The sequence below is a fragment of the Pedobacter sp. genome (assembly GCF_035566355.1).
GTDB lineage: Bacteria > Bacteroidota > Bacteroidia > Sphingobacteriales > Sphingobacteriaceae > Pedobacter.
In genome coordinates, this window is record NZ_DATMRL010000224.1 from 1 (window position 1) to 7,339 (window position 7,339).

Below are 7,339 nucleotides of genomic sequence, written 5' to 3' on the forward strand. Positions count from 1 at the left end.
TGGCATCATTACCAGATGGCGAACAAAAAGCGCAAGAGACAAAGGCCATGATTGACCTGATCCGCAACTTCGCCGGATATCGCGAATATCCAAAATACGGTATTGTCAGCCGTTTCTTCGTCTATAAACAGGCTTTACTGAAAGAAGTCGAACAGCTGAAACAAGCCAAGATTATTTCTGATCAGGAAGATAGCTATTACCTCACTTTTGACGAATTGCGCGAAATGGTACGTACTCGCAAAGCAAACAACCAATTGATCAGCAAACGAAAAGAGGGATTCAAATCGTTTGAAAAGCTAAACCCGCCGCGAGTGATGACCTCAGATGGTGAAATCATTTCGGGTAAGTATAATCATGAAAATCTTCCACCCAAAGCGATTGCGGGTCTGGCAGTTTCTTCGGGTGTGATAGAAGGACGGGCACGGGTTATTTTAGATATGGAAAATGCCAATCTGGAAAATGGAGATATATTAGTCACTTCCTTTACCGACCCTAGCTGGACCCCTCTATTTGTATCCATCAATGGACTGGTTACTGAGGTAGGTGGATTGATGACCCACGGAGCTGTTATTGCCCGAGAATATGGTTTACCAGCAGTTGTTGGTGTTGAAAATGCGACTAAATTAATCCAGGACGGACAGCGGATCCGGGTAAATGGAACACATGGATACGTGGAAATCCTTTAAATATGTCTTTCAAGGACATTAACAATTACACTATAAAATAGTGTCTAAAAATGTATGATATTTCGTAAATGATGAACAAACCTGCAAGAATATAATGAAATCGAATACGGTTAGACTTTATTGCAAATAGACACAACACAATATGACATACATTTCTCACCGGATACTCCCAATGTAGCGATTCCAGGTAATCATTACCTTTTAGCAAGGTGTCCGCAAAATCAGCCACAAAAATTGCGATCAAAAACGAAAAGAACCATTTTTTCCGAGAAAAAAAATAGTCCTTAAAATCCTTATAATCGTTAATATTATCTGGAAAGATCAATACGCAGATGGCAAAATACATCATGGTATACAGGATCAGGAAAAAATATTCAACGAAGTTCCAATGTAAAATGTTTTTCAGATTTGCTTCCCACCACCAAAAATGAATCATCATCAGAAATACATAAAATACCCAGAAAAGATGTAGCAAGTACGGCTTTACTAATTTATTGTGATCGATCAGTTTTATCGAATTTTTCAACAATTGCGCAATACCTAACCCTAGGATCATGCTAATCATTGTACGCACATGTGTAAATGTTTCTTCCATATAAGTAATAGTGTTACGGTCTATTGTAGACTGGCTGAGCATTCAGAAACAGACAATAGTCTGTTATCCAGTTTCCTGATACATCAACATACAATATGTTGGGACGGCTGGTTGTATTAATGATTCCCTTGCTTATCCAACCATTTACTTTCTCTACCAATACCTGATTACCAATACGCGCAAGCTCGATGATACTTTTGTTCTTCTTTATTGAATTCACCAATAGCTTTGCTCCGTCAATCAGAGGGTTGGATTTAGGAGATTGAAATTCACTGCAGATGAAAGCCGCTTCTTGTCCGGCTTCAGTTAATTGCCAATCCAGACGAACAAGATCATTATGATGAAGAGAGTCTTTTAAAGCCGTAAAGAAGGATTCCTGGGCTACCAACAGTTTATTCAAGTCATTGCTTGCCGCGTAGGCTCTCTTGTAGTTTAAAGGAGAAGTACTTTTTCCATTCAGGGTGTTCAGGAGTATGTTCTTTTCAGGAAAGGAATAATCTTCAAACGTCACCAGCACCTTGCCCGACAATTCATTTAGAGTAATATCCTTTAAACTCCTATCTTTTTCAGCAAACAACAGATCCTTTCCCAAGCCTTGTAGGATAGAATCGGCCTGCTGGACAACAGGTATATGCCGATCGCAAAAATGACAGAAACTCAGGATGACAAATTCCTTCGGGTTATCCTTCAGGAAGCTTTTTACGGATTGCAATACATTCGATAATTTTTCACCATAACCTCCTGCAACGGCATCCTCCATACAATTTGACGGGGCATGCTTCGTGTATAATTCCCCTTTATACAAATCCAATCTGAGGTCAAACATGCGAATACCAGACTGAAGCTGTCCATCAATATTCTTTATCTGCGTAAGGGTATTACATTCATTTATAATCCCCATATCTTTGCCTCCAGCTCCATTTAAGATCGACATTCCTGCATCATGTGAACCAGGAATAACAATATCTTTCAATGTCAGATTCCCTTTTTGGGGTAAAATAAAATCAGTTATCCAATGCATGGGGTTATAAAGAACAATTGAACCAAGTGTAAATAGTTTATTTAATCCAGCCGTACCAATAAAGAAATTTCCATTATCATCCTTATCTATAACTGGTGCAACAACACTATTTTCAAAATAGGGAAGGACCGCATGTCCATCGGCCAGAGCACCTTGCCTGATCAGGCCGTAATACCATTTATTTTCCTTGTCATTCCGCTTCCATAACATCAATTGATGATCAGAATCATTTAAGGGCGCAATCTCTGCTACCTGAAAAACCTCTGTTGAGATTGTACTAATAGAGGGACTACCGGCCGGTTTTTCGTCAAGCTTAAAACTGGCACTCAGCAGACTTTTACGTTTCTGTTCTTTCCAAAACAGCTTAACAGCTCCTGAAGCTCCAGCAACCGCAGAGCAATATTCAATATTCTTTAATTTAGGTACCTCAACATTTTTATCCAAAACAAATCCTTTCTCCGGATCCTCATGCGCCACCAAAAGAGTAACATTTCGCTTATCGGGATTTGTAACGCAGATCACCATTCTGTCTTCAACCTCAGCAGCAGACAGGATTTGAAAAGATTGGGAGTTTGCTAATACAGCTGGTTTTCCTGCCGGCTGTCCGCCAGATAGTAAAACATATTGAATATTGCCCTGCTGATCGTTCCAGAGCAGGTATAATTTTTTCCCTAAATGGCAAAACACCGGTCGACTGCCCAACTGGCCAATCAAACTGGAAGCTTGCATAATTTTGGTCTTCAGATCGTAACAGGTAAACTGTATGCCCGAATTTCCCTCTTCCCAGGCAAAACAGGCTTTTTGATCCTGAACCGCTATCCTTACCGAATGTTTACCTGCAGCTGGATCCGTAATCTGTATTGGGGCTTTGAAAAACACACCCTGTGCGATACCCGAAAGTGCTGATAATAAAAATAAGCAAATACCTAAAACCTGTTTCTTCATGGTGGACCAATTCATATAAAAGTTTAAAGCAATAGTATCTTTCTTTTACAGATTAAAAATATACCCCAGTAATACGCCTGCTGAGAAATATTTAGCTGTTGTTGTGTGTACAGTGCCCTGAAGTTGATTGTCTTCGTTCGGCGTGTCAAAATTTAAAGGCTGTACGTAGTTATTTGTTGCACCGTAAGAAAGTAACAGGCCCGCATGAAGGTTTCCTTTCCTACGTTTAACATTGATTCCGAACTGGCCATGGTAGGTATTCCATGTGGCAAGGTTAGGATGGTGGCCATTAAACTCACTATTGGTTGTAACACCATTATCATCATAATTAAAGTCCGTCCTAAATGAAGCATAACCAATAAATTTGGGGCTTAAAGCTTGTTTAATGCCGATACTAAAATTAGTTACAGACTTTCTCTGCTCATTGAATCGGAGCAGTTCATTGGTCATGTTCCTGTTTGACTCATTATCCGGCCTTACAAAGGAGGCATTTAAAGGACTAACAATATTGTACAGACCTACTTTTGAAAAGTATTCTCCTGTTAGAAAAATCTCTCCACCATCGCCGAAATCCAATCCATAACCCAAGGCTATGCTAAGGGGATCCTTATAGGTTACCGGTAATCCGGTTTGCCGGCCATTTCCCAATACATTTAATATAAGTGGCGTACCAGGCACCGGATGCAAATCTTTTATAATCAAATCATTGGTAATCGTTGCATTTCCCTTTACATTAACCCGGGGGGCACTGATGAGTAAACCTAGATGATGGGGACCATGATCATATGAAGTACCGAACCTAAACCGCAAACCTATATTCCAGTAACTGATTTGATAGCTACTCTCTACATTGGTCATTGGCAATAGATTTTGTGTATCATTACTATTGATCAGGGCCCGTGCACTGTATTGCTCCAGATAATCCTGGCTCCTCAATTGTGCTTCAGCAGTAAGACCAATTGACCAGTTCTCATCAAGTTTTATAGCCAGACTACCACTTGCTACCGTATTGCTTACTTTATTATGTGATGCATATTGCCCAATAAAATCTTCACTTCCAGGACTGTAAGAGTCATCAAGTACATTCATTTTCTTATCCTGTCTTTGGGTAACCTGATAATTACTTACCGGATCATGGACTAAAGAATAGCCTAGTGCAATCGTCTTTTTCCCCTTAAAAAAGAGATTGCCGGATACCATCAGCGGAATGATTTGTACACCACTGGATTTTAGATTTTTTCCTGCACCCACGCCATCTTTGATGTTGTATAAACCCAATTGATACAAGTTGCTGGAGATACTCACCGAGTTTTTGGGGTGCAAGGCCATTAACGCGGGATTGTAATAATACAATCCACTATCCCTGTCATTAACAATGGTTGCCCCGGGAGTTAGAAGCCCACCGGGACCAAATCCCGAATGCCAGTAATTGGCATCCTGGGCAAAAAGCCTTCCACTGTACATGAAGACCAGACAAAAGAAAAAGCTGAAAAAAAAGCGCGTAAAATTTAACATAGAGGTAGATTTAAGACTAAGAATACGAATATCTTTTAACATAAAGATAAAATTTACCGATCAAGATTGCAAAAAAAGCCTCTTGATATCTAAGGGGTTACGAAAAACAACTTCAATTCGTTCCTAATGCTAATTTTTCGGTCCGTAAAACATATTTTCTCAGAAACAAGGTTTTAAGAGAAGATTGTAGCACTCGCGATCACTTTCTTATAGAATAAATAAGCTAATATTTTTAGTATTTTATTTTTGATTTACGCTTTTTATTAGCAAACTTTGTGATACTGTGGTTTCGAACCCTGATTTTGACAACGAATCGATATGATTGAACTAACTTATTTTTCAGAGAAAGAACCTGGAAGTCCGGTTTACCAGGTGATCCAGTTTAACCCCGGCGAGCCCTGGCAATTGGTAAATGGGGATGAGGTGATCGGGACCGTGGATAAACAGCATGGTTTGTGGAACCTGCGGAGCTGGTCGGCTGTGCCCGAAGGTTTGGTGACGGGTATAGGACAGTTAATTGAGAATCAGCATTTCAATAAGCTGCCTGGACAGATTACACAGCGTTGGTCAGATTATGTACAGCAGGTGGTTGTGCTTAGCGATCGTGAATATTTGGTTATCTGTATAGATGGCATCGATCTGGAACGCTTTAAAAAGCTCTTTAGCGGTTCTGTTTCTGAACTGGTTAAAGATGAGTGGAAGGTTCGTTTTAGGGTGTATGATGCTTTGATGTCTGCTGATTTTGAGATATTGGTCTAAATAAAAGATAAACAACTTCTATTTTCTGTTGTTATTGTATAACTAAATTGATAGCTTATGGAGCGTAAAAAGAAAGGTAGTCCTTTTGAGGGCTGTATTACAGAAAACTTTCAGGTAGAGTATTGGGCAGGGAAATTTGGTGTTCGGCCGGCTTACCTTAGGGAAATCATGAAATCAACAGGCAATGAACTTGCCGCTATTCAAAAATATTTTAATAAATAACTGTTATGCCAGAATTGCCTGACCTGGAGGTTTTTGCTAAAAATCTGCAAAAACGGTTTAAGAATAAAACCCTGGAAAATGTTGATGTTACCGTTGCTAAGAAATTAAATGTTTCGGTTAAGGTACTTAAAGACGCGATTGAGGGGCATCAACTGGACGGTGTTTCCCGGGAAGGTAAAACGCTGCAATTACAGTTCAAAAATGGTATGGTACTAGGCTTACATTTGATGCTGCATGGAGAGCTTAAACCATTGGCAGAGGAGGAGGTTAAGTTTCAGATTATTTCTTTTCATTTCAAGGGTGGCGATGGTTTTGCCTTGACAGACTTTCAAAAAGCTGCAACTCCGACACTGAATCCTGATGCTTCTGATGTGCCTGATGCCATGGCTTTGAGTCTTTCTTATTTTAAGGATTTGCTGGCCAAAAAGAAGGTGCAGATTAAGACTTTGCTGATGGATCAGCATTCGATCAGGGGCATTGGCAATACCTATGCGGATGAGATTTTATGGGAAGCCCGGATATCTCCATTTTCTATAGCCAAGGCGATTCCAGACACTGGCGTTAAGGAATTACTTAGGGCAATTAATCATGTGCTGTATAAAGAGTCTGTGGATATTGCTAAAAAGCTTCCGGAAGCCTTGACTGGAGAAGTCAAAGATTTTTTAAGGATACATCGCCCTGATTTGAAAAAGAGCCCAAATGGTGCCGAAATTCAGATCGAGAAAAAAGGAGCCAGGAAAACCTATTATACAGATGAACAGGTGCTTTACACACTTTAAATATTGATCTGGTAAATTGGCCTGGTAGGCTAGTTACCTTTTTTCTTAGCTGCCTTAGCTAGTGGATTGAACGCGATGCAAAGATCCACCCAGTATTTTAGTTTCTTTGAGTTGTCTATGGCGATGTCTTCAACGTAGACATAGTCTTTCATTACCCGACCGTTATTCATCATATTCCGGCAATTCCCTTTTTCCAGTTCTTCTGTTACTTTTTCTTCGCCAATGCGACAGAGAAGCTCATCGCCAGAAACACAAATGCACATTTTATGATCCACCATGAAGCAAACTCCGCTAAACATTTCTTTTTCTGTTACGTCTTCCCGGTCAATGAGCAGTTCTCTTACCCGATTGGCCAATTGCTGATTATAAGCCATATGATATTTAATGACGCTCGCCGCCACCTTCACGTCTTTCTCCACCTGGACGTGGCTGCTGAGGTGCACGTTGTTGCGGTTGCCTTTGAGGCTGCGCTTGCGGCCTGGCCTGTTGTTGTCTTTGAGGTTGCTGCATAGGACGCTGTTGTTGGGGAACACGTTGCTGCTGTCTTTCGGGCTGTACTTGCGGTCTGACCGGTTGTTGTATAGGTCGTTGTTGCTGAGGGGCTCTTTGTTCCCGTCGTATTGGGTTTTGAGGTTGCACCTGTTGTTCTCGTTGCTGTCTATTAGGCTGTGCCTGTGGCGTATTACCTCGCGGCCTTGCTTGCTGGTGATTTACAGCCCCTGGACGAGATGCCGGTGTTCGGTTATTATCGACTGAAGGGCGGCTAATTGCCGGTGTTGCAGGACGTCCGTTATTGACTTTTGCAAAAGAATTTCTG

General features: G+C 40.8%; 8 protein-coding genes. 4 read left to right on the forward strand and 4 right to left on the reverse strand.

Going from position 1 to position 7,339, the window contains the following annotated elements:
- On the forward strand, positions 1-686 hold a 686-nt coding region (locus VNZ46_RS08535), incomplete at its 5' end, for a PEP-utilizing enzyme (protein ID WP_325559680.1).
- Between the two features lie 608 nt (positions 687-1,294).
- On the opposite strand, the gene VNZ46_RS08540 is transcribed toward VNZ46_RS08535, so the two are convergent.
- Both VNZ46_RS08540 and VNZ46_RS08545 read right to left on the reverse strand, forming a co-directional pair.
- Positions 1,295-3,262 carry a phosphatidylinositol-specific phospholipase C domain-containing protein gene (locus VNZ46_RS08540; protein ID WP_325559681.1) on the reverse strand — a complete coding sequence of 656 codons (1,968 nt, stop codon included), beginning with the start codon at positions 3,260-3,262 and terminating at the stop codon, positions 1,295-1,297.
- A 30-nt stretch (positions 3,263-3,292) separates the two neighbouring features.
- A complete protein-coding gene (locus tag VNZ46_RS08545; protein ID WP_325559682.1) occupies positions 3,293-4,762 on the reverse strand; it encodes a hypothetical protein in 1,470 nt (489 codons plus the stop codon).
- A 318-nt stretch (positions 4,763-5,080) separates the two neighbouring features.
- Here VNZ46_RS08545 and VNZ46_RS08550 point away from each other — a divergent pair, with 318 nt between their 5' ends.
- From VNZ46_RS08550 to VNZ46_RS08560, 3 genes are read left to right on the forward strand one after another with little or no spacing between them, the layout of a single operon-like run.
- A complete protein-coding gene (locus VNZ46_RS08550; RefSeq protein ID WP_325559683.1) occupies positions 5,081-5,521 on the forward strand; it encodes a hypothetical protein in 441 nt (146 codons plus the stop codon).
- Positions 5,522-5,578: 57 nt separating this feature from the next.
- Positions 5,579-5,743: a DUF3606 domain-containing protein gene (locus VNZ46_RS08555; RefSeq protein ID WP_325559684.1), complete on the forward strand. Its 165-nt coding sequence runs from the start codon at positions 5,579-5,581 to the stop codon at positions 5,741-5,743.
- A gap of 5 nt (positions 5,744-5,748) precedes the next feature.
- Positions 5,749-6,522, forward strand: coding sequence for a DNA-formamidopyrimidine glycosylase family protein (locus VNZ46_RS08560; protein ID WP_325559685.1), 774 nt, complete (start codon positions 5,749-5,751; stop codon positions 6,520-6,522).
- A gap of 29 nt (positions 6,523-6,551) precedes the next feature.
- On the opposite strand, the gene VNZ46_RS08565 is transcribed toward VNZ46_RS08560, so the two are convergent.
- Positions 6,552-6,941 (reverse strand): TfoX/Sxy family protein, encoded by a 390-nt coding sequence (locus tag VNZ46_RS08565; RefSeq protein ID WP_325559686.1) that lies wholly within the window; start codon positions 6,939-6,941, stop codon positions 6,552-6,554.
- Positions 6,904-7,339: hypothetical protein (locus VNZ46_RS08570; protein ID WP_325559687.1), on the reverse strand; the 436-nt coding region annotated here is incomplete at its 5' end. The genes VNZ46_RS08570 and VNZ46_RS08565, both read right to left, overlap by 38 nt.

What these genes read in the sequence shown, in the direction of transcription:
- VNZ46_RS08555 (WP_325559684.1), top strand. Translation starts at nt 5,579, where the DNA reads ATGGAGCGTAAAAAGAAAGGTAGTCCTTTTGAGGGCTGTATTACAGAA.
- VNZ46_RS08540 (WP_325559681.1), bottom strand. Translation starts at nt 3,262, where the DNA reads ATGAATTGGTCCACCATGAAGAAACAGGTTTTAGGTATTTGCTTATTT.
- VNZ46_RS08545 (WP_325559682.1), bottom strand. Translation starts at nt 4,762, where the DNA reads ATGTTAAATTTTACGCGCTTTTTTTTCAGCTTTTTCTTTTGTCTGGTC.
- VNZ46_RS08560 (WP_325559685.1), top strand. Translation starts at nt 5,749, where the DNA reads ATGCCAGAATTGCCTGACCTGGAGGTTTTTGCTAAAAATCTGCAAAAA.
- VNZ46_RS08550 (WP_325559683.1), top strand. Translation starts at nt 5,081, where the DNA reads ATGATTGAACTAACTTATTTTTCAGAGAAAGAACCTGGAAGTCCGGTT.